Annotated in this window: 16 protein-coding genes and 1 pseudogene; 15 read left to right on the forward strand and 2 right to left on the reverse strand. The window is 72.0% G+C overall.

The features are described 5' to 3' along the window. Positions 1-90: 90 nt before the first annotated feature. The 5 genes from FB465_RS33385 to FB465_RS33405 all read left to right on the forward strand — a co-directional run bounded on the left by FB465_RS33385 (position 91) and on the right by FB465_RS33405 (position 5,235). Complete coding sequence (locus FB465_RS33385) at positions 91-759, forward strand: hypothetical protein (protein ID WP_211785916.1); 669 nt, start codon at positions 91-93, stop codon at positions 757-759. A gap of 73 nt (positions 760-832) precedes the next feature. Further along, a complete protein-coding gene (locus tag FB465_RS33390) occupies positions 833-2,269 on the forward strand; it encodes an NADH-quinone oxidoreductase subunit NuoF family protein (RefSeq protein WP_145796595.1) in 1,437 nt (478 codons plus the stop codon). A gap of 124 nt (positions 2,270-2,393) precedes the next feature. After that, the gene (locus FB465_RS33395) at positions 2,394-3,404 is read left to right on the forward strand and encodes an SCO0930 family lipoprotein (protein ID WP_246193036.1); all 1,011 of its coding nucleotides are present in this window, start codon (positions 2,394-2,396) and stop codon (positions 3,402-3,404) included. Beyond that, the gene (locus FB465_RS33400; protein ID WP_145796597.1) at positions 3,401-3,877 is read left to right on the forward strand and encodes a hypothetical protein; all 477 of its coding nucleotides are present in this window, start codon (positions 3,401-3,403) and stop codon (positions 3,875-3,877) included. The genes FB465_RS33395 and FB465_RS33400 overlap by 4 nt, the downstream gene beginning before the upstream one ends. A gap of 542 nt (positions 3,878-4,419) precedes the next feature. Beyond that, on the forward strand, positions 4,420-5,235 hold the full coding sequence (locus tag FB465_RS33405) for an RNA polymerase sigma factor (protein WP_145796599.1): 816 nt from the start codon (positions 4,420-4,422) through the stop codon (positions 5,233-5,235). Positions 5,236-5,342: 107 nt separating this feature from the next. Here the strand turns inward: FB465_RS33405 and FB465_RS33410 are convergent, their stop codons facing one another. Both FB465_RS33410 and FB465_RS33415 read right to left on the reverse strand, forming a co-directional pair. Further along, a complete protein-coding gene (locus tag FB465_RS33410; protein WP_145796600.1) occupies positions 5,343-7,886 on the reverse strand; it encodes a phosphocholine-specific phospholipase C in 2,544 nt (847 codons plus the stop codon). Positions 7,887-8,488: 602 nt separating this feature from the next. Further along, positions 8,489-9,481, reverse strand: coding sequence for a LysR family transcriptional regulator (locus FB465_RS33415; protein WP_145796602.1), 993 nt, complete (start codon positions 9,479-9,481; stop codon positions 8,489-8,491). A 95-nt stretch (positions 9,482-9,576) separates the two neighbouring features. Here FB465_RS33415 and FB465_RS33420 point away from each other — a divergent pair, with 95 nt between their 5' ends. The 10 genes and pseudogenes from FB465_RS33420 (at position 9,577) to FB465_RS33465 (ending at position 20,705) form a co-directional block, all read left to right on the forward strand. Further along, positions 9,577-11,259 carry an ABC transporter substrate-binding protein gene (locus tag FB465_RS33420; RefSeq protein ID WP_170290752.1) on the forward strand — a complete coding sequence of 561 codons (1,683 nt, stop codon included), beginning with the start codon at positions 9,577-9,579 and terminating at the stop codon, positions 11,257-11,259. Continuing rightward, positions 11,256-12,209, forward strand: a complete 954-nt coding sequence (locus FB465_RS33425; RefSeq protein ID WP_342791867.1) for an ABC transporter permease — start codon at positions 11,256-11,258, stop codon at positions 12,207-12,209. Before FB465_RS33420 ends, FB465_RS33425 begins: the two co-directional genes overlap by 4 nt. After that, positions 12,206-13,198, forward strand: coding sequence for an ABC transporter permease (locus FB465_RS33430; protein ID WP_145796606.1), 993 nt, complete (start codon positions 12,206-12,208; stop codon positions 13,196-13,198). The genes FB465_RS33425 and FB465_RS33430 overlap by 4 nt, the downstream gene beginning before the upstream one ends. After that, positions 13,195-13,983 (forward strand): annotated as a pseudogene (locus tag FB465_RS33435) (ABC transporter ATP-binding protein); the annotation flags it as partial. The gene FB465_RS33430 and the pseudogene FB465_RS33435, both read left to right, overlap by 4 nt. Positions 13,984-14,003: 20 nt before the next feature. Then, complete coding sequence (locus FB465_RS33440) at positions 14,004-14,969, forward strand: ABC transporter ATP-binding protein (RefSeq protein WP_145796610.1); 966 nt, start codon at positions 14,004-14,006, stop codon at positions 14,967-14,969. Between the two features lie 32 nt (positions 14,970-15,001). Further along, positions 15,002-16,249 carry an alpha/beta fold hydrolase gene (locus FB465_RS33445; RefSeq protein ID WP_145797750.1) on the forward strand — a complete coding sequence of 416 codons (1,248 nt, stop codon included), beginning with the start codon at positions 15,002-15,004 and terminating at the stop codon, positions 16,247-16,249. A 21-nt stretch (positions 16,250-16,270) separates the two neighbouring features. Further along, a complete protein-coding gene (locus FB465_RS33450) occupies positions 16,271-17,446 on the forward strand; it encodes a M6 family metalloprotease domain-containing protein (protein WP_145796611.1) in 1,176 nt (391 codons plus the stop codon). Between the two features lie 103 nt (positions 17,447-17,549). Further along, on the forward strand, positions 17,550-18,734 hold the full coding sequence (locus tag FB465_RS33455) for a M6 family metalloprotease domain-containing protein (RefSeq protein WP_145796613.1): 1,185 nt from the start codon (positions 17,550-17,552) through the stop codon (positions 18,732-18,734). A 161-nt stretch (positions 18,735-18,895) separates the two neighbouring features. Further along, on the forward strand, positions 18,896-19,729 hold the full coding sequence (locus FB465_RS33460; protein ID WP_145796615.1) for an AraC family transcriptional regulator: 834 nt from the start codon (positions 18,896-18,898) through the stop codon (positions 19,727-19,729). A 19-nt stretch (positions 19,730-19,748) separates the two neighbouring features. After that, the gene (locus FB465_RS33465; RefSeq protein WP_145796617.1) at positions 19,749-20,705 is read left to right on the forward strand and encodes a DMT family transporter; all 957 of its coding nucleotides are present in this window, start codon (positions 19,749-19,751) and stop codon (positions 20,703-20,705) included. The last annotated feature ends 39 nt before the right edge of the window (positions 20,706-20,744 follow it).

The following is a 20,744-nucleotide window of genomic DNA, read 5'->3' on the forward strand; positions in this document are numbered from 1 at the left end:
GAGCAGGCGCCGGAGGGGACCACCGGAGACCGGCCCGAGGGCGGCAGCCAAGGTGCATCCACGGCATGGTCGCTCCTTCCGCTGCTGGCGGTGGGGCTGGGCCTGGCGGCCGTGGTCGTCAACGGCGCGTTGCAGGCGTTCCTCGGGGTGGCCGCCGGGGTCCTCGCCCTGGTGTCGTTCTCCTCCGCCGTCCTGTGGGGACTCGCGGCGACCGACCGGCTGCTGCTGTATCCGGTCCATCGCCTGGCCGCCCAGGCGATCCACCGGGCGATGGGCGTCGCGGGCGTGATCTTCCTCGTCCTGCACGTGTGGATGAACCTGATCCAGCACCGGATCGGCGCGGTCCCGGCCTTCGTGCCGTTCGCCGACCCGCACCGGCCGGTGCTCCTGGGCCTCGGGGTCCTGGCAGGCTACCTGCTCCTGGCCGTGGCCCTCGCCGGCGCGGCCCGCGGGCTGCTGGCCCGGACCGGCGAGGCGAGGCGGTGGCGGATCGTCCACATCTGCGCCTATCCGGCCTGGGGCGCCGCACTGGTCCACGGACTGAACGCGGGCCGGCTGCCCGCCCCCTGGGTGTCCGTCCTGTACAGCGTGGCCGTGGTGGGCGTGATCGTCGCGCTCGGGCTGCGGCTGGCCTTCCAGGACCGCGGTTCCCCGCGCCGGAGCGCCGTCCCGGTTCGGACCGCCGCCCCGATCCGGCCCGAGGCGGCCGGCCGGCCGCCGGTCCGCGTCGGATCCGGACGACAACGGCAGGACGGATGAGCGAGCGCAGCGAGCGAATCATTGAAAGGTGCGCGTTTCGCGAAGCGACCGACGAGCGCAGCGAGGAGGGCGCATGAGCGGCGCTCCGATCGCCTGGCTCGGCCGGCCGGTCCTGTTCGCGGGCTTGGAACACACCGAGCGGCTGGACCACCGCTCACACCTGGTCGTCCACGGCCGGCTGCCGACGATGTCGGCCGAGGACCTGGCCGACCTGGCCGAGAACGTCAACCTGCGCGGCCGGGGCGGGGCCGGCTTCCCGTTCGCGAGGAAGCTCCGGGCCGTCGTCAAGGCGGCCGCCCGACGCCGGAGCCGCCCGGTCGTGGTGGTCAACGGCACGGAAGGAGAGCCGAGTTGTCTGAAGGACGCCGCACTTCTGCTGCGGACCCCCCACCTCGTCCTGGACGGTGCCCTGCTGGCGGCCGACGCGCTGGACGCCGAGCAGGTCGTGCTCGGTGTCACCCGGGCCGACACCGAGCAGTCCCTGCGCAGGGCGCTGACCGAGCGGCGGTCCACGCGGCTGCCGGTCTCCGTCGCCCGGCTGCCCGAGCGGTTCGTCTCGGGGGAGGGGAGCGCACTCGCCCGCGGTATCACCAGCGGGATCGCCCTCCCGCGCGGCGGTGGCGTGCGGACCAGCGACAGTGGGGTCGGGGGCATGCCGACCCTGCTGTCCAACGCCGAGACGTACGCGCAACTCGCGGTCGCGGCCCGGCTGGGGGCGCTGCCCTACCGCGAGGTCGGCACTCCGTCGGAACCCGGGACGGTCCTGCTGACCCTTGCCGGCTCCCAGGTGGTGGAGACGCCCTCCGGCGTCCCGCTCGGCGAGCTGCTCGCGATGTTCGGCCTGGACATCGGGCAGGGCGTCCTCGTCGGCGGCTACCACGGCAAGTGGCTGACCCCCGAGGCCGCTGCCATGGCCGAGGTGTCGCGCCAGTCCTTCCAGAGCCTCGGCGGGGCACTGGGCGCCGGCGCGATCCTCCCGCTGCCGCACACGACCTGTCCGCTGGGCGAAGTGCTCCGGGTCGCCCGCTGGCTGGCCGACGAGACGGCGGGTCAGTGCGGGCCGTGCTATCTCGGGCTGCCCGCGCTGGTCAAAGCGTTGGAGGAGGTGGTGAGGGGCGGCGGCCGGGCCGCCCTGGACGTCGTCGAGACCAGGATGCGGGCGGTCATCGGACGGGGTGCGTGCAGCCACCCCGACGCCGCCTCCCGGTTCGTGGCCTCGGCCTTGGAGGTCTTCGACGAAGATCTGCAGCTGCACTCGTACCAGTACGGCTGCGGCCGGTCCGTCCAGGATGTGCTCCCGATGCCGGTCATGGAGAGCGCCGGAAGCATCGTCGTGGACTGGACGCTCTGCGAGGCCCACGGGCTGTGCACCAGCGTCCTGCCCGAGGTCATCAGCCTGGAGGCAGACGGCTTCCCCGCCGCCGGCGTCATGCCGGTCCCGCCGCAGCTGCTCCAGCAGGCGGCCCGCGCGGTCGACCGGTGCCCGGCGCTGGCGCTGCGGATCCAGTGAGCGCCGCCCGGTTCGCGGCAGCTCACTCCACCGAACTCCCCACCGAACTCCCAACCGAACGAACGACCTTGACCCGCAATCCCTCGAAAGCTCAGGCTCCACCGATGGAAAGGCAAGGAAGATCTTGACGACGAAACGATACGGCCTCGTGGCGGTCTGCCTCCTGCTGGCCGGCCTCGTGCTCATGGCGGCCCTCGGGAGCGCCAACAGCAATGCCAGCCCGTCCAACGCGAAGTCCGACTCCGGACAGCTGGCCGGCGCGACGCCGTCCCCGGCCGGCGGATACGGCTCCTACGGCGACTTGGGGTCCTCGACGGCGGCCGACAGCGGCAAGCCCGGCGGGAAGCTGGCCGTCCGGGTGGACGACAAGCTCGGCCCCGTCATGACGGACGGTCAGGGCTTCACCCTCTACCGGTTCGACAAGGACACCGCCAAGCCGCCGGCGTCCAACTGCTCCGGCACCTGCGCCACCACCTGGCCGCCCGTCATCAACGACGGCAGCACCTCCGCGGGCACCGGCATCGACCCGAGCAAGCTCGGCGAGATCACCAGGACCGACGGCACACGTCAGCTGACGGTGGGCGGATGGCCCGCCTACCGCTACGCGCAGGACGCCGCGCCCGGCGACACCAAGGGCGAGGGCGTGGGCGGCACCTGGCACGCCCTGGCGCCGGACGGGACGAAGGCCAAGGCCCCGGGTGCCGCTGCCACGGCGTCCACCGCACCGACGGCCCCGGCCACCGCTATGCCGCAGCCGTCCCAGCAGGCCGAGGTCAAGGTCCAGATCTCCGTCATCGTCCACCCCCAGCTCGGCCAGATCATGGTGGACGGCTACGGCCGGACCCTCTACCACTACGGCAAGGACACCGCCTGGCCCATGCGCTCCAACTGTGAGGGGCAGTGCCTCAAGACCTGGACGCCCGCTCCTCCGGTGGACCCCACCAAGATCAAGGGCGTCGACCCGAAGCTGATCGGCAAGATGCAGCGGCCGGACGGTACCTGGCAGTTGAGCATCAACTGCACGCCCGCGTACCTCTACACGGGCGACCAGGGCTACGGTGACGCCCTCGGGAACGGCATGGGCGACCAGTGGTCGGCCATCAACCCGCAGGGCAAGCCGGCCACCGGCAAGTGAGCGCCCAGGACGCCGCCCTGGCACCGCCCGGTACCGTCCGCCCCGTCCGCACCGCACTCCGGTGGGCCGCGCTGCTCGTCCTGCTCCTCCTCGGAGTCTTCGAACTCCTCTGGGGCGCAGGCGGGTTGGCCGGATCCTCGCAGGCGGCGCAGCGCCCCGGCCACAGTTCGGTGGAGGGGCTGGCCCGGCGGATCGGCTGCACGGCCGAGATCACCACCGATGCGGCCGACCTCCGGCAGGGCATGTGCACCTCGGGCGGGGAGGAGATCTGGATCGCCACCTTCCCGACACCGGGCGCCCAGGACGCCTGGACCTCGGAGGCCAAGGCCTACGGGGGGTCGTACCTGGTGGGCGACGGGTGGGTGGTCGTGCTGTCCGACGCCACGGCGGACCTCCTGCACGGGCTGCTCGGCGGGGTGATCGTCAGCGGGGCCGACCACACCGGCGAGCACGCGCACGCAGGTAGCGGGTGACCGCGGAACAACAGCGACAACAGGGCGAGGGTTCCCGCCGGCGTCGGCCGGCGGGAACCCTCGCCCTGTTGCCGTCGTGCGATGCCCGCCCTCCGCAGAAGGAACCGCCGTGGCGAACTGGCACGGCGTCATGAACCAACCCCGGCAGTGACGTTCAACCATGCAAATGCCGTATGAACTTTTCTGTTATTTGTAGGCCGCCGCACTTGACGCGGTCTCGCCAGGGTGTCGGCGAGGGCGGCGGCCCGCCACCAGGGCGGGTGCAGCGCCACCCGCACGCCGCTGCGCCGCCCTGCACACGGATTCCCCACATTCGGATCCGGAATCACCGGGCGCGTGACCATTTTGAGGACTGTTGCACTGAAACCCGTGGGACTGGTGTGCTGTGGCCCTTCCTGCCACACCGTCCCGACGGCCGCAGCAGCAGCCCGCCGTCGATGCCTTCGTCCAGGTAGTTCCCCGTCCCGGCCCGTGCGGCCGTCACGCCGGCCAGGCCCCGCGAACTCCCCACCGTGAGAAGGCCATAGCTGAGGAGGAACCAGGTGACCCTTCGTACCAGCACCCGTGAAGAGAGCTTGAGCGCGCTGAGCGACGCCGAACTCGCGGCGGCGCTCGCCACCTCGACCGCGACCGGCGGCTCCCGCATCCGGGAGGTGATGGCCGAGGTGTTCACCCGCCATCACGGTGCCGTGCTCGCCTACGCCCGCCGCTTCTGCCGCGACCCGCAGACCGCTCAGGATCTCGCCTCCGAGGCCTACGCGAACACGTACCTGTCCGTCGCACGCGGCCGCGGCCCGCGGTACGCCTGGCGCCCGTACCTGAAAGCCTGTGTCCGCCGGACCGCGATGGAGTGGAGCACCCAGACCACGGTCCTGCTGGCGGAGGACTTCCACACGTGGGCCGAGCACCTGGCCGACGAGGCGGAGACCGATGGCGCGCTGCTCGCGGCCGAGGAGACGGCGCTGGTCGCCAGGGCCTACCGGGCCCTGCCCGAGCGGTGGCAGGTGCTGCTGTGGTTCTTCGTGGTGGAGGGCGAGTCGGCTGCCGCCGTCGCCCAGCGGATGAGCATGACGCCGAGTGGAGTGCGCTCCCTCGCGGCCCGCGCCCGCACGGGGCTGCGTGAGGCGTACCTGCACGCGCACGTGGACGAGGGCACCGGCCTGGAGTGCCGTTACTTCACGTCGCTGCTGACCGGCGCCGTACGCCGGCCGGGCAGGCGGCGGGCACGGGAGCTGGCCCGGCACCTGGAGGAGTGTCCCGGCTGTGGGCGGGTCGCCGAGGAGTTCCGCCGGGCCAACCACCGCATCGCGACCTCGTCACTGGTAGCCACCGATCCCGAGGCGGTGCGGTCCTGTTGAGTGCTGCCGGTCGGCCCGGCAGCCGACGTGACGCCCCGGTCCGACCCGGCCGACAACCGGGCCCCTTCATGAAGGTGATCGCCCGCAGGCCGCCGTGCCGTTCGGGCTCAGCTCCAGCCGAGCGGGGTGACCTCGGCAGCCGAGGTCCACGGACCCCGGTTGCCCGCCTCGGTGAGCGCCCGCAGCCGTACGTATCGGGCCCGGGCGGGCTCGAAGCGGACGGTCTTGAGCGTGGCGTCGTCGGCGAAGGCGCCGGTGGCCACCGGCGTTCCCCAGTTCGTGCCGTCACCGGAGAGGTAGACCTCGTACCGGCCGATCCGGCCGTTCACCGTGCCGTCCTGCCGGGGCAGGCAGGTCAGTCCGGCGACGGTGGCGACGGCGCCCAGGTCGAGCTGGATCTCGTGCGGCAATGGGTCGGTGCCGTTCGACCAGCGGGTGTGCCAGATGGTGCCGGTCTTGCCGTCCACGGCGTTGGCGGCGGCGCCGTTCTCGCCGGTGAGCTCCTGGCTGTCCGCGTACTTCAGGGTGCGGGGCAGCGGGTTGGCGGCCATCACCGGGTCGGTGATGCTCTCCGCGCCGTTCTCCAGATGGCCTGCGAAGCGGCGCAGGAAGCCATCGGTGGTATCGGCCGTGACGGTGAGGTCGTACCAGCCGCCGAAGCCGGCGGTGGAGAAGGACGCCTCGGTGCTCGCGCCCGCCGCGAGCACATAGCTCCACGGGCCGTCACCCCGGTTGCCCGCGCGGACGGTGAGCGTGCACGCCTTGCCGCCGGTGTTGGTCATCCGCAGCAGGACCAGTTGGTCGGCCGGCACATATCCCAAGGTGACTTCGGGGTTGGCGTTACCGGCGGTGGTGGCGGTGACGCGGTTGCCGGCGAAGCGGCGCACGAAGCCGTGGGGGCCGGTTGCGGTCAGGTCGTAGGCGCCGGTCGGTGTGCCGCTCTGCCAGTAGTCGGACAGCGACTTGCCGGCTTCGACGGTGTACCGCCAGGGCCCGTCGGTGCGGTACGCGTTGGCACGGACGTAGAAGTGCGCGCCCGCAGTGCCGGCGTTGGTGAAGTCGAGCCAGAACCGGTCCGAGGCGAGCCGGCCGGAGGCGGTCAGGTCGTACGGCAGCGGCCGGGCGCGCTTGGTGCCGGCCTCCTGCACAGGCATGCTCTGCGGGCTGGGCGGCTTCGGGCTGGTGCCGTGCGCGCCGCTGGTCGGCACGGGCGTGGGCAGGCCGGGGTAACTGGTGTCCGCGGTGGTGTCGAGCACGGCGGTGAGGTCGCCGCAGACCGCGCGCCGCCAGGGCGAGATGTTCGGCTCGGCGACGCCGCTCCACTGCTCCAGGAGCCGCAGCACCGAGGTGTGGTCGAACACCTGGGAGCAGACCTTGCCGCCCCGGCTCCACGGCGAGACCACCAGCATCGGCACCCGGTTGCCGAGGCCGATCGGCTCGCCGTTGTAGATCTCGTCGGTGACGGCGGCCGTGGACAGGCCGTCGCTGCTGCTCGTCGGCGGCACCGGTGGCGGGACGTGGTCGAAGAACCCGTCGTTCTCGTCGTAGGTGAGCAGGAAGAGGGTCTTGTTCCACACGGCAGTGTTCGAGGCGAGTGCGTCCAGCACCTCCTTGACCAGGTCGGCTCCGGTGTTGGGGCCCCAGTCGGGGTGTTCGGACTGCGCCTCCGGGGCCACGATCCAGGAGACCGCGGGCAGCCGGCCGGCCTCCACGTCGGCGCGGAACGCGGACGCCAGCTGCCCGGGCCCCAGCCGGGCCAGGCCCCGGTCGTAGAGGCTGCGTTCGGCAGAGGTGAGGGTGGCGACGCCCTGCGCCAGCTCGTCGAGCAGCTGGGTCTGAGTGGCCGAGGAGGCCTTCTGCACCGCGTAGTAGAAGAACTCGAGCTTGGTGTACGGGTTGCCGTTGGCGTCCTTGGTCCGGGCCAGCGCCTTGCGGCCGACTGCGAGGAAGGAGGCGAAGTAGTCGAGGGAGTTGTCGCCGTAGTTGTCCCACTCCTGGTAGACGCCCCAGGTACGGCCTGCGGCCTCGAGGCGTTCGGCGTAGCTGGTCCAGGTGTAGCCGGGGTGGCTGAGGTTCTGCCAGGCATCGTTGCCGATGGCCCGTTTGGTGGTCGAGCCCGGCTCGTAGCCGACCGTGCCGGAGAACAGGTGGAAGCGGTTGGGGTTGGTCGGGCCCAACACCGAGCAGTGGTAGGCGTCGCAGATGGTGAACGCGTCGGCGAGCGCGTGGTAGAAGGGCAGCCCGGAGCGGTCCAGATGGGTCATGGTGAGCTTGCCCTTGTTGGGGATCCACTGGTCGTGGCGTCCCTTGTTCCAGGCCGCGTGGCCGCTGGCCCAGTCGTGCGGCGTCCCCGACATGAACTGATCCCCGACCCGGTACGGCAGCACGTACCCGGTGCCGTCGGGCTGCTGGAAGACGGGTTTGCCGTTCGGGAGTGTGATCGCGGCGGGGTCGTTGAAGCCGCGCACCCCGCGCAGCGTGCCGAAGTAGTGGTCGAACGACCTGTTCTCCTGCATGAAGATGACGACGTGTTCGATCGCTCCGAGCCCGCCGGCAGGCGTGTCGAGGGCGAACGCGTCGCGCAGGCTCACGGGGAGCAGTGCGAAGCCGGAGGACAGGGCGGCGGCCCGGAGCAGGTCGCGACGCTTCATCTCGTCTCCTCATAGGGGCGGGGCAGTATTGCCCGATGATGGCGGTGGATGAGCGAACATGCAAGATACGCCGCAGTTTCAATCAGAAACGCATATCGTCGCTCAATCGGCCTTCCCGTGGGGGAGTGCGAGGCGGTGCGGGGAGGAGGGTGGGTACCAAGGCCTTCGGCGGGCACCGACTGCCGGTGAAGGCCAGGGGGTTGCCGACACCTGGCCGGCGATTTCACCCGGTGGGAGAGATCTGTCGGCTCGTCAGGTGGCGGACGTCAGCAGCTGGGCGGCCGCGGGGCGGGTGTCGCTGCCGGGTGCCTTGGCGGCAACGCTGTCAGAGGGCCTTCGGTGCCGGTCTGGCTGCCGCGAGGAGTTCGGGCGGGACTCCGTAGGGGTTGGCGGTCGGGCGAGTGGTCATGGAGTTGACCATGGCTCAGTGGATCACCGACCTTGACCCGTCCTGCAGTTCCTCGTAGGTGCGCTGGGGCCGAGCGCTACACGGGTTCGACGCCTCGGACCGGCGATGTGTCGGATTGTGGTTCGCGGCCTGAGCGGGGCGACCGCGCGCACGGTGGCCCGGGCTTCATCACCGGCTCGGCCGAGCAGACGCGTCACCGGTCGGCGTCGGGGCCATCGGCGGTGTCGGCGGCCGGCGGCTCGGTCCGGTGGTTCTGCAGCCAGCGCCGGTAGGCCGGGCTGCGGGAGGCAGCCGCGCGGTGGGTTTCGCCGGCGCGGCGGGCGAGCGCGGGGCCCAGGTGGGTCAGCGGGCCGGCTCGGTGCCAGGCGAGCAGGTGCCGGTACCAGAGAGGGCTGCCGGCGATGGGGCGTACGGCGATGCCGGGCACCTCTTCGAAGGTGGCCTGGCAGAGGCTCACCGCGTGCCCGCTGCGCACCACTTCCAGGAGCAGCCGCCCCTCCACCTCATGGGCTGTGCGCATGCGCTGGCCCGTCGCGAGGAACGTGGTGGACCAGTACTCGCGGACCCGGTCGTCGTCGGGAGGCGGGGATGCCCAGTCCGCGTCGGCGAGTTCGTCCAGGGTGACCTCGTCCCGCGCCGCCAGCCGGTGGTCGGCGGGCAGGGCGACGAAGAGCGGCTCGGTGGCGACCGGGTGGAGCGCGACACCGGGCCGGGGGGCCAGTTCGTAGCCGGGGCTGTCGCCGACCACGGCGAGGTCGAGGCGGCCGTTGGCGACGTCGTCGACCAGGGGCACGGACGACCCCTGCCCCCGGGTGACGATCCGGGCTCCGGGATGGTGGGCCTTGAGGGCGGTGATCAGTCCGCCCAGCAGCGGGGCGTTGACGGAGCCGAGCCGGAAGTGGGGGACGGCGCCACCGGACCGGGAGGCCGGCGCCGTGGTGCCCAGCAGGTCGTCGATGGCGGGCAGGACGGCACGGGCCCGGGCGAGCACAGCCTCGCCGTAGGCCGTCGGTACGGCTCCGGAGGAGCTGCGGTCGAAGAGCGGGCCTCCGAGCAGGGTCTCGATGCGGCGCAGTTGCGCGCTGAGGCCGGGCTGGGTCAGGCGCAGGGCGGCGGCGGCACGGGTGAGGCTGCCGGTCTCGTCGATGGCGCAGATGATCCGCAGGTGGCGTATCTCGAGCTCCATAACCGGATGTTATGGGGTGCTGAGATCTCCCGGAAGGTCTCGCGGCCCCTCAATCTTGTCTCACATGTGAAATGTCATATCGCATAGGAGTGAACATGAGGGGACGAAGAGCTTGCCTGGCCCTGGGCGCGGCCCTCGGGATGCTGTCGGCGACGGCCTGTGCCGGATCGAGCGGCACCGCCGCCGGGGACGCCGCGCCGGTGAAGGGCGGCACCCTCCACGTGCTGTCCAGCATCGACCTGGAGCACCTCGACCCGGGCCGTGCCTACGTCACGTCCACCCAGAACGTGGGCCGCCTGATCTACCGCACGCTCACCACCTTCGCTCCCGCCGCCGGCGAGGCCGGCGGGAAGATCGTGCCGGACCTGGCGACGGACACCGGACGCGCCGGCGACGGGGCGAAGACGTGGACGTTCACCCTCAAGGAGGGCGTGAAGTTCGAGGACGGACGCCCCGTCACCAGCAAGGACGTCAAGTACGGTGTCGAGCGCACCTTCGCCGCCGAGCTGCCCGAGGGCCCGCCGTACGCCCGGCTCTGGCTGGTCGGCGGCGATGCCTACAAAGGCCCCTACAAGGACCCGGGCGGGCTTGCGTCGATCGAGACCCCGGACGATCGCACCATCGTCTTCAGGCTCAACCGCCCGGTGTCCGACTTCGGCTCCGCCGTGTCGCTGCCGATGTTCGCCCCGGTGCCGAAGGACAAGGACACCGGCGTCGGCTACGACAACCGGCCCTTCTCCTCGGGCCCGTACAAGATCGACAAGTTCGAGCCCAAGAAGCAGCTCACCCTGGTCCGCAACACCTCCTGGGACCCGGCCACCGACACCGTCCGCAAGGGCCTGCCCGACAGGGTCGTCATCGATCTCAACCTCGACCCGGCCGTGGTCGACCAGCGGCTGATCGCCGGTCAGGGGGAGGATGCCGACGCCGTCGCGCTGGAGCCGATCGGCCCGGCGTCGGTCGGCCGGGTCATGAACGACCCGCAGCTGCGCAAGCGGCTGGTCACCGGGGAGTCGATCAACACCCGCTTCCTCAGCATCAACACCAGGCACAAGCCGCTGGACGACGTCCGGGTACGGCAGGCCATCGCGTACGCGCTGGACAAGGACGCCCTGCGCACCACCCGGGGCGGCCCGATCGCGGGCGAGCTGGCCACCACCCTGCTGCCGCCCACCCTGCCCGGGTACGCGGCCGAGGACCCGTACCCGAGCACGGACGGCAAGGGCGACCCGGCGAAGGCCAAGGCCCTGCTCGCCGAGGCCGGCCGTACCTCCGGCCTGACCCTCACCCTCGACACGCCGGCCACCACGGCCGGCAAGGCGCAGGGGGAGGCGGTCCAGGCCTCGCTGGCCCGGGCCGGGATCACCGTGAAGATCAACGAGATCAGCTCGTCGGCGTTCTACAGCACGGTGGGCAGCCCGGCCCGGCAGCACGACCTGGTGATCGACGGCTGGACTCCCGACTGGCCGGGCGCCTCCACCTACCTGCCCATCCTGTTCGACGGCCGTCTGATCACCACCGAGGGCAACAACAACCGAGCCCAGTACGGCTCCGCCGAGGTGGACGCGCGCCTGGACGCGATCGCCGCGACGGGCGACCCGGCCGCCGCCCGGGCCGCGTACGGCGAACTCGCCAAGCGCATCATGCAGGACGCGCCCGTGGTGCCCTTCCTGTGGGACAGGGCCGCCGTCCTGGTGGGGCCGAACGTCAGCGGAGGCTACGGGCACACCGCCTTCGTCGGCAGGCTGGACCTCGTCTCGCTGGGGCTGCGCAAGTGAGCGGCAGGGCGCGCCGGAGCGAGGAGCGTCGACACCGGGTCAGGAGCGCCCGGAGCGAGCCGAGAGCGCAGACCGTACTGCGACGGCTTCTGGCCCAGCGTTCGGCGGCGCTCGCGCTGGCCGCGGTGGCCCTGCTGATGCTGACCGCCCTCGCCGCCCCGCTGATCACCTGGCTCGCCGACACCTCCCCGACGGCGTTCCACGGCGAGGCGGTCGACCCGGCGCTCGGCGGCCTGCCACGCGGCGCCGTCGGCGGGATCAGCGCCGAGCACTGGCTCGGCGTGGAGCCGGTCAACGGCCGGGACGTACTCGCCAGGGTGGTGTACGGCGCGCGGGTCTCGCTCCTGATCGCCGTGTTCGCCACCGCACTCTCGGTGGCGCTGGGAACGGCGCTCGGCCTGCTCGCCGGCTTTCTCGGCGGCTGGGCCGACACGGTGATCGGCCGGCTGATGGACCTGCTGATGTCCTTCCCGGGCCTGATCTTCATGATCGCGCTGATCTCGGCCGCCCCCGGAGTGGACCGCCGACTGCTGCTGGTGGTGGTGCTCGGCTTCTTCGGCTGGCCTTACGTCGGACGGATCGTGCGTGGGCAGGCGATGGTGCTGGCCCGGGGCGAATTCGTGGCGGCGGCCCGCGTGCTCGGCGCCTCCCGGCGGACCCTTCTGACGCGCGAGGTGCTGCCCAACCTGATCGGCCCGGTGCTGGTCGTGGCGACGACGTCGATCCCGGCCTGCATCGCCACCGAGGCGGGGCTGTCCTTCCTCGGCGTCGGTGTGCAGTCGCCGACCCCCTCCTGGGGACAGATGATCGCCACCTCCGTGCCCTGGTACGCCGCCGACCCCGCCTACTTCCTCATCCCCGGCGCCTTCCTGTTCAGCACCGTGCTCGCCTTCAACGTGCTGGGCGACGCCGTGCGCGACGCGCTCGACCCCCGGAGCCAGCGACGATGATCCTCTATCTGCTGCGAAGACTGGCCGTCACCGCGGCCATCCTGGTGGTCATCTGCGCCACCACCTTCGCGATCTTCTATCTGATGCCGGCGGACCCGGCCCAGGGGGCCTGTGGCAAGGCGTGCAGCCCGGAGCGGCTCACCGAGATCCGCGCCACCCTCGGTCTGGACCGCTCCCCGCTCGCCCAGTTCGGGGACTACCTGGGCGGCATCGTCTCCGGCCGGACGTACGGCACCGGCGCGCAGGCCGTCCAATGCCCGTTCCCCTGCCTGGGGTTCAGCTTCCAGACCAACCAGCCGGTGTGGCAGCTGCTGACGAGCCGACTGCCCGTCAGCGTCTCGATCGCCGCCGGGGCGGCGGTGCTGTGGCTGGCCGTCGGGGTGGCGGCGGGCGTGGTGTCCGCGCTGCGGCGCGGCAGCCTGTGGGACCGCGCCGCGATGACGGCCGCGCTGGGCGGCGTCTCGCTGCCGATCTACTTCACGGCGCTGGTGCTCCAGTACCTGCTGGTCGTCCGACTCGGGCTGCTGCCCTACCCCCGGGTCGTCGCCCTCACCGAGGACCCGGCCGGCTGGGTGCAGTCGATGGTGATGCCCTGGATCACCCTGGCCATGCTGTACGCCGGGGTGTACGCCCGGATCACCCGCAGCGAGATGCTCGACAGCCTCGGCCAGAACTATGTGCGCACCGCTCGCGCCAAGGGCCTGCCCGAGGTCACCGTGGTACGCCGGCACGCGCTGCGCCCCGCACTGATGCCGATCGTGACCATCTTCGGCATGGACCTCGGCGCGCTGCTCGGCGGGGCACTGATCACCGAGTCGGTCTTCGGCCTGCCCGGGGTCGGCAAGCTCGCGGCGGACGCCATCGCGGGTGCGGACCAGCCGGTGATCATCGGCGTGACGCTGTTCGCCGCCGCCTTCGTGGTACTCGCCAACCTGGTGGTCGACCTGGTCTACGCCGCGCTCGACCCGAGAGTGAGGGCCGTCGGATGAGTTTGCTGACCGTACGTGAGCTGACGGTGGACTTCCGCACCGGCGTCCGCGCCGTGGACCGGCTCGACCTGGACCTCGACGCCGGGCAGGTGCTCGGCGTGGTCGGCGAGTCCGGCAGCGGCAAGTCCGTCACCAGCCTCGCGGTGCTCGGACTCCTCCAGGGCGCCACCGTCGGCGGCCGGATCCACTTCGACGGGCAGGAGTTGACGGCCCTCGACCAGCGCGCCCTGCGCCGGCTGCGCGGCAACCGGATCGCGATGGTCTTCCAGGACCCGCTGTCCTGCCTCAACCCGTACTACCCGGTGGCCTTCCAGATCGCCGAGGCGTACCGGGCGCACCACCGCGCCGGACGGAAGGAGGCCCACAGGGTCGCCGTCCGGATGCTGGAGCGGGTCGGCATCCCCGAGCCCGAACGGCGGGCCCGCTCCTACCCGCACGAGTTCTCCGGCGGGATGCGGCAGCGCGTGATGATCGCCATGGCACTCTGCCTGGAGCCCGACCTGCTGATCGCCGACGAGCCGACCACCGCGCTCGATGTGACCGTCCAGGCCCAGATCCTGGACCTGCTGCGCGAGTTGAGAGAGGAAGCCGGCACCGCGATCATGCTGATCACCCACGACATGGGCGTGGTCGCCGGGCTCGCCGACCACGTCGTGGTGATGCACGGCGGTCGCGCGGTCGAGCGCGGCACCGTCCGCGACGTGTTCCACCGGCCGCAACAGGCCTACACCCGCGGCCTGCTGGCCTGTGTGCCGCGCATCGACGGGCCGCTGCCCCACCGGCTGCCCACCCTGGAGGCGACGGTATGACCGCCCTGCTGGAAACCCGGGAGCTGGTCAAGCGCTTCCCGGTCCGCCACGGCCTCACCCGGCGCCTCGCCGGGCACGTCACCGCCGTCGACGGCGTCTCGCTCAGGGTCGAGGCGGGCGAAACGCTCGGCCTGGTCGGCGAATCCGGCTGCGGCAAGTCCACCGTGGCCCGCCTGCTCACCCGGCTGGAACGCCCCACGTCCGGCACCATCCGGTTCGCCGGGCAGGATCTCGCCGACCTGGACGAGCAGGCCCTGCGCCCGGTGCGCCGCGAGCTGCAGATGGTCTTCCAGGACCCGTTCTCCTCGCTCAACCCCCGGCAGACCGTTCGCCGCATCCTCGCCTCGTCCCATCGGTACCAGGGGCTCACCCCCGGCGAACCGGTCGAGCAACTGCTGGAACGGGTCGGCCTGCGCGCCGAACACGCCGACCGCCACCCGCACGAGTTCTCCGGCGGTCAGGCCCAACGCATCGGCATCGCAAGGGCGTTGGCGCTTCGACCGAAGCTGGTCGTGTGCGACGAGCCGGTCTCGGCCCTGGACGTGTCGGTGCAGGCCCAGATCCTCAACCTGCTCCAGGACCTCCAGGACGAGTACGGCCTCGCCTACCTGTTCATCGCGCACGACCTCGGCGCCGTCCGCCAGATCAGCACCCGCATCGCCGTGATGTACCTGGGCGCCGTCGTCGAGACCGCCGACCGTGACACGCTCCTCGGCTCGCCCGCCCACCCGTACACCCGTGCCTTGCTGTCGGCCGTACCGCTGCCCGACCCGGACGCCGAACGCGCCCGCGAGCGGATCGTGCTCCGCGGCGACCTGCCCAGCCCGCTCAACCCGCCCAGCGGCTGCCGCTTCCGCTCTCGCTGTCCCATAGCAGCCGACCGCTGCGCCGCCGAGCGGCCCGTCCTGCGGGAGGTCGCGCCCGGACACGAAGTCGCCTGCCACTACCCGGAGACCCTGTGATTCTGAACAGCCATCGCCTGCCCGGGCTCGCGATGACCGACCACGTCTTCACCGTGCCGCTCGACCACACCGAACCCGGCGGCGCGACGATCGAGGTCTTCGCGCGCGAGCTGGCCGACCCTGTGCGAGCGGACGACCAACTGCCCTGGCTGCTCTACCTCCAGGGCGGCCCGGGCGGGAAGTCGCCGCGCCCGCTGAACGCCACCGCCGGCTGGCTCGACCACGCGCTGAAGACCCACCGGGTACTGCTGCTCGACCAGCGCGGCACCGGCCGCTCCACCCCCGTGACGGCCCGCTCGGCCACCCGCTTCGACTCGCCGCGGCGGCTCGCCGGCCACCTCGCCCTCCTCCGGGCCGACTCGATCGTCGCCGACGCCGAGCTGATCAGACGTGAACTGTGCGGAGACCGGCCCTGGGAGACGCTGGGCCAGAGCTACGGCGGCTTCCTCACCCTCAGCTACCTCTCCCACGCGCCCGAGGGGCTGCACGCCTGCTACGTCACCGGCGGCCTGCCCGGCCTCCACACCACCGCCGACGACGTGTACGCCGCCACCTACCCCCGGGTCCGTGACAAGGTCACCGCCCACTACACCCGCCACCCCGGCGACCGCGCGCTGCTCCGCCGCATCGCCGACCTGCTCGGCCGCCGTCCGGTCCACCTGCCCGACGGCGACCGGCTCACCGTCCGCCGGCTGCGCACCCTCGGCCTGATGCTCGGCATGGGCGACGGCTCCGCCCGCCTGCACTGGCTGCTGGAGGAGGCCCTCGACGCCGACGGCGAACCCTCCGCCACCTTCCTGCGCCAGGTCATGCAGCTGACCGCCTTCACCGACAACCCGCTCTTCGCCGCCCTGCAGGAGTCCATCTACGGCCACTCCGGCGCTGCCACCGGCTGGGCCGCCGCCCGTGCCCTGGCCGCCCACCCCGAGTTCGCCGAGGACGCCGACCCGCTGCTGCTCACCGGCGAGATGATCTACCCCTGGATGTTCCGCGAGATCGCCGGCCTGCGCCCGTTCGCCGAGGCCGTCGAGCTGCTCGCCGAACGCACCGACTGGCCCGACCTCTACGACCCGGCCCGGCTCGCCGCCAACCGGGTGCCGGTGGCCGCCGCGATCTACCACGACGACATGTACGTGGACGCCGGCCTGTCGCTGCGCACCGCCCGCTCGATCGGCTCACTGCGGGCCTGGGTCACCAACGAGTGGGAGCACGACGGCGTGACCGCCTCCGGCGGCCGCGTCCTCGCCCGCCTGATGGACCTGGCCGCCGACCGGATCTGAAACCCGTACCGAAGGAGAGAGATGAGACTGCTCCCGCTCACCGCCGCCCTCGCCGCAACCCTCCCGCTGGTGACCGCCACCCCGGCCCTCGCCGACACCGCCCGGCCGACCGGCGCTCCCGCCGCCGCGTGCGCCCTGCCCGGCAGAACCGGCTGGACCGACGAGGGCCACGACACCGACCACGCGCAGTTCCAGCAGGCAGTCGGCACCAAGCACGTGCTGATGCTGTTCGTCGACTTCCCCGACGCCCCGGCCACCGGCGACCTCGCCGACTACTACCGCCAACTCGCACCGGCCGCCGACTGGTTGAAGGAGGACTCGTACGGCCGGACCCGCCTCGACATCACCCCACTGAACCGTTGGCTGCACATGCCGCAGGACTCCGCGTCCTACGGCTTCCAGCGCGGCATCACCTTCGAGCAGCACGAGCTCTACGTGCGCCAGGCCGTCGAGGCAGCCGCGCCGCACACCGACCTCTCCCGGTACGACATGCTCTACATCGTCCCCACCAAGGCCGCCTCCGCGATCAGCTTCTCGCCCACCTACCTGTTCGACCCGACCACCCCCGGCATCGTGGTGGGCGGCAATCGCCTCAAGTGGGCGGTGACGTTCGGTCAGGACATGTACCACTGGGGCCCCAAGGTCGCCGCGCACGAGACCGGGCACACCTTCGGCCTGCCCGACCTGTACGCCTTCACCGGCACCGACTACCACCGCTTCGTCGGAGGCTGGGATCTGATGGGCCTCATCTCGGGCCCGGCCCCGCAGCATCTCGGCTGGGAGCGCTGGAAGTTGGGATGGATCGACGACCGCCAGGTCGCCTGCCTGCCGGCGACCGGCAGGCGCACCGTCCGCCTGGAGGCCGTCGAACGCCCCGGCGGCACCAAGATCGCGGTGATCCGTACCGGCGAGACCACCGCGTACGTCGCCGAATCCCGCCGGGCCGTCGGCGGGGACGCCGGTGCCTGCTCCACCGGCGTGCTCGTCTACAAGGTCGACACCGCCGCCCAGACCGGTGAGGGGCCCGTCCAGGTCGTCAACGGCAACCCGGGCACCACACCACCGGACGGCTGCAAGGCGCTCGACATGGCCGCCTTCGGGCCGGGACGGTCCTTCACCGACCCCGCCACCGGAGTCCGGATCGACGTCCTGCGCCGGGGCCCGCTCTCCGACACGATCACGGTCAGCAAGCAGTAGCCACCCCCATTCCTCGCGCGACGGCGGCCGCCGGGCACCCCCACGTCCCGGCGGCCGCCGTCGCGAACGCCCCACACCGTCCTCGCCCCCAGGAGGCACACCCGTGCAAGCCCCCACCACGATCGCGCGGCCACTGGCCGCCGTACTCGCCCTCATCGGCGCGCTCGTCCTGCTCATCGCCCCCGCCGAGCCCGCCGCCGCCGCCGCGCAGGCGTCGTCCTGTGCGCTGTCCGGCACCACCGGCTGGACCGACGAGGGGCACTGGACCGACCGCACCCGCTTCCAGCAGCCACTGGGCACCAAGCGGGTGCTGACGCTCTTCGTCGACTTCCCCGACGCCCCCGCCGACGGACCGACCTCCACCTACACCGCCCAGCTCACCCCCGCGGCCGACTGGATGTGGAACGCCTCCTACGGCCGCACCTGGCTGGCCATCACCCCACTCAACCGCTGGCTCCGGATGCCGCAGTACTCCACCTCGTACGGCTTCCAGCGCGGCATCAGCTTCGAACAGCACGAGGCGTACGTCCGGGACGCCGTCCAGGCCGCCGCGCCGTACGCGGACTTCTCCCGGTACGACCTGGTCTACGTCGTTCCGCCCAGGTCCGCCCCGGCGATCAGCTTCACCCCCACCTACGTCTACGACCCCGGCACGGCCGGCGTCACCGCCAACGGCACTCGCATCAAGTGGGCGGTGACCTTCGGTCAGGACATGTGGTACTGGGGCCCCAGGATCGCCGACCACGAGACCGGGCACACCTTCGGTCTGCCCGACCTGTACGCCTTCACGGGCACCGACCAGCACGCCTACGTCGGCGGGTGGGACGTGATGGGCAAGGTCGGCGGCCCGGCGCCGCAGTACGTCGGCTGGGAAGGATGGAAGCTGGGCTGGATCGACGACAGCCAGGTCGCCTGCCTCCCCGGCCCCGGCTGGACCACCGTCGACCTCAACGCGGTGGAGTACACCGGCGGCACCAAGATCGCGGTGATCCGCACCAGCGACACCACCGCGTACGTCGCCGAGTCCCGCCGGGCCGCCTACGCCGACCCGAACCCCTGCTCGACGGGCGTCCTCATCTACAAGGTCGACACCGCCGTCCAGACCGGCTACGGTCCGATCCGAGTGATCAACGGCAACCCGGGCACCACCCCGCCCAGCGGCTGCACCTCGCTCGACATGGCCGCCCACCATCCTGGCCAGAGCTTCACGGATTGGACCGCCCGCGTCCAGATCTCCATCCGCAGCGGCGGCCAGTACGGTGACACCATCCAGATCAGCAAGTGGTGAATGCCGGCCGTCGGCCCACCGCGGTGCGCCCCGGAGCACCTCCCACAGCGAAGACCACCGCGGGAACCCAGCCTGGCACGCGGCATGGAAGACGGGGCAACGGCGTTCCAGAAGGTGACCGCCGGGTGCCCGAGCTCGGCGGATGAGGCGAGAGGCACGAGATGGGCGCGAGGGCGGGCCGTGAACAGGCGATATGGACCCGGACTCCGCTCGGCCCGAGCCAGTCGCTCGATCTGCTGACCGCCCGCTTCGACCGGCACGTGTACGCGCCGCACAGTCACGAGGAGTACACGATCGGGGTCTGTGTCGGAGGCTCAGAAGTCATCGACTACCGGGGCGGGCGTCTCCACGTCGGCCCCGGATCGATCGTCGTCCTCGAGCCCGGCGAGGTGCACACCGGCGGGCCGGGCACCTCCGACGGCTACGCGTACCGGGCGCTGTACGCCGCGCGGCCGCTGCTCACGGAGGGGACCGAGGCTCTGCCGCATTTCCCCGAACCCGTCCTCGACGATCCCGAACTCGCCACCGCCCTGCGCGCCGCCCACACCGAACTCAGCTCGCACACCCTGGACGCCCTGGAAGCCGAGTCGCGGGTGCCGTGGCTGCTCACCGCGCTCGCCAGGCGGCACGGCTCGGCCCGCCCCGTACGCGACACGGTCCCCGGCGCCGGCGACATCGCCCGCGCGGTCCGGGACCGGCTGGCCGACGAACTCCTCGCGCCGCCCGCGCTTGCCGAACTCGCCACCGCCTTCGGCCTCTCCCGATATCAGCTGCTGCGCGTCTTCCGCGACACCGTGGGCATGCCGCCGTACGCCTGGCTCGCCCAGCACCGGGTGACGCGGGCCCGCGCGCTGCTGGACAAGGGCCTGCGCCCCGCCGAGGTCGCGGGCCTGGTCGGCTTCGCGGACCAGGCGCATCTGACGCGCTGGTTCCGCCGGGTGCTGGGGGTGACCCCGGCCGCGTACCGCAACAGCGTTCAAGACATGGGTCGCTGACCCGCCCGACACTGTCCGGGTGACTGCACGTGGCTGGTTCCTCTTCTCCCTGATGAGCGTCATCTGGGGCATCCCGTACCTGATGATCAAGGTGGCGGTGGAGGGCATGTCCCCCTCCGGCGTCGTCTTCGTCCGCTGCGCGCTCGGGGCCGTACTTCTGCTGCCGTTCGCCCTGCGCCAGGGCGGTCTCGGCCGGGTCCTGCGCACCCACTGGCGTCCGATGCTCGTGTTCGCCGGCCTGGAGATCCTCGGGCCGTGGTGGACACTGACCGACGCCGAACGCCACCTCTCCAGCTCCACCTCGGGCCTGCTCATCGCCGCCGTACCGATCCTCGGGCTCGTCGCGTCGCGCGCGTTCGGCCGTTACCTCGGCGCCGCGGAACACCTCGGCGCGCGCCGCCTCACCGGCCTCGGCCTGGGCCTGGCGGGCGTCGCCGTGCTCACCGTGCCGCACCTGTCCGGCGGCGACGCGTGGTCGCTGACGGAGGTGCTGATCACGGCCCTGGGGTACGCCACCGCGCCGCTGATCGTCGCCCGCCACCTCAAGCAGGTATCCACGCTCCAGCTGATCGCTCCCTGTCTGGCGCTCGCGGCGGTCGTCTACGCCCCGGCGGCCGCGGCAACCTGGCCGGCGACCGCACCCACCGCCCAGGTCTGGGTGTCGCTGGCCGGCCTGGGCGTCGTCTGCACTGCCCTCGCCTTCGTCGTCTTCCTGGAACTGATCCGAGAGGCGGGCCCGACCCGAGCGGTCGTCTTCACCTATGTGAACCCGGCGGTGGCGGTGGGCGCAGGCGTCGCCTTCCTGGGTGAACCACTGACGGCGGGCATCCTCCTCTCCTTCGGCCTCATCCTGGCGGGCTCGTTCCTTGCCACCGGAGCGGCGGGAGCCGGGGCGTCGTCACCCCGGACGGAAGGCCCTGCGGAGACCCGCGATCTCGCCGACGAACGTCCGGGCTCGCCGAGCTCCCGGATCTGATGGCTGCCATCAGTGTCATCCGGGGTCAACACCCCACCC

Source organism: Kitasatospora atroaurantiaca, assembly GCF_007828955.1.
Lineage (GTDB): Bacteria > Actinomycetota > Actinomycetes > Streptomycetales > Streptomycetaceae > Kitasatospora > Kitasatospora atroaurantiaca.